Annotated in this window: 1 protein-coding gene and 2 pseudogenes; 1 reads left to right on the top strand and 2 read right to left on the bottom strand. The window is 55.9% G+C overall.

From position 1 onward, the window contains the following. Positions 1–351, top strand: a pseudogene (gene clpA, locus ACOVRA_RS13945) (ATP-dependent Clp protease ATP-binding subunit ClpA); the annotation flags it as partial. Positions 352–363: 12 nt separating this feature from the next. Here the strand turns inward: clpA and ACOVRA_RS13940 are convergent. Continuing rightward, a complete protein-coding gene (locus tag ACOVRA_RS13940; protein ID WP_421720829.1) occupies positions 364–1224 on the bottom strand; it encodes a hypothetical protein in 861 nt (286 codons plus the stop codon). Positions 1225–1309: 85 nt separating this feature from the next. After that, a pseudogene (locus ACOVRA_RS13935) lies at positions 1310–1611 on the bottom strand (hypothetical protein); the annotation flags it as partial.

The following is a 1611-nucleotide window of genomic DNA, read 5'->3' as shown; positions in this document are numbered from 1 at the left end:
GAGATTGTTGCCAATGTGGTCGATAAGTTCGTCCTGCAATTGGAAGCGCAATTGGCGGATCGTCAGGTGGAGATTGAATTGACCGATGCTGCGCGCAGTTGGCTGGCCGTCCGCGGCTATGATCCTGCCATGGGTGCCCGTCCGTTGGGCCGCTTGATCCAAGAATATATCAAGAAGCCGTTGGCAGACGAATTGCTGTTTGGCAAATTGAAGAAGGGTGGCCTTGTCCGCGTCGACGTCGAAAGCGAGCAGGCAGAGCAACTCACCTTCTTTTTCGAGCCCGCGCTGCCAAAGCCCGGTAAAAAGGGTGCAGCTCAGCCGGAAGCTGAAGATGCCGATTCAGGCAATTAAGGCTTGAGCGCTTTAGGCGTTTGAACTGATCTCGGCCGCAAGAAAGGCTTCTAATGCTTTTGTTGCGGCCGTGGGTCCGTGGCTTAGCTTTTCATTCAGCCAGGTGCGTTCATCCGCATCCAGACGGCCCGGCGTGCCGCCTGCAAACAACAGATGATTGCCAATGCCTTGGGCAAACAAAGTCGCCCAGCTCAGATCTTTTTGAGCGTCTGGGACCGCTTGGTCGAGCGCGCACAGCAAATCTGCTTCAACCCGGTCTACCGCGATACCAGACAGGCTGGCTGGGCCCATAACCATCGACCTTATCAGATTGACCTCATGGGCTTGGATCGTGTTGTCGGCCAAGACGCTCGCCTGCACCGCCCGCCATGCAAAACTGCGCAAGTTGGCGGGATAGACATTAGCGCGCGCAAATAATGCCGTCAGCACGCGAAGTTCTGTGGCGTCCAGGACCATCCCGTCAGCGGCAAAGGCATCAATCAGGACCTGCGCATCGGCTTCTGTCACGCCCAAAGCGGCGAGGCGTTCGTTATAGGTGGGCTCGGCGGGAACATCGGGAAGCGCATCAAACGTCAATGCGTCGAGTGTCCTTTTGATCGCGTGACACCAGTTTGGCGTAAGTTCATCTTCGCTATAGTGCGGCACTTCTCGCGTCAAAGCGTAATAGTCGGTCATGGCCTCGACAAAGAGGTCCGCCCAACCTGCTTCGCCAGAGGGACGTTTGCCGGCACGATGAATGGCGATCAAAGTTCGCGCCTCGGCCTGCGCGATCACACCATCCTGCATCATGGCGGCCCGAAGGGCTGCAACGCCAGACACGCTTTCGGTCTGTGTTTCAATGTCTGCCAGTGCCCGACTTACCCAGTTCGCCATAATCACCACTCCTGCGATGAGCGCTTTATGGCACGGGTGTCGTTACAATTACCTAAATGGGCATCTGAATGACGTGTCAGCTAAATCAGTTGAGGCCCATGGCTGGATTGCTGGCTTGGACAATCGTGATTTTCTGCCAGACTTTCTGCGAGAGATTGGTCGCCAATTGTTCGATGTCCGAAGCCGCATCGATCACATCGGGATCATTGAAGTCTTGCGCATAGAGCGCCGCCAACTTGCCAGAGAGCGACAGCATCTCAGAGCAATAATCCAGATACCGCACCAGTTCGAACGGCGAGAGCTTATGGTCCGGGCTTGCCTTGGTGCGCGCAGCCCCAAACATGACGGGGTCTTTGGTCAATTGGTGCATGTCGATGACATGGATGA

Source organism: Aquidulcibacter sp. (assembly GCF_049239865.1).
In the GTDB taxonomy this organism is placed as follows: domain Bacteria; phylum Pseudomonadota; class Alphaproteobacteria; order Caulobacterales; family Aquidulcibacteraceae; genus Aquidulcibacter.
The sequence above is the reverse complement of the archived record's forward strand: the minus strand, read 5'-3'. Positions and strand labels throughout refer to the sequence as shown.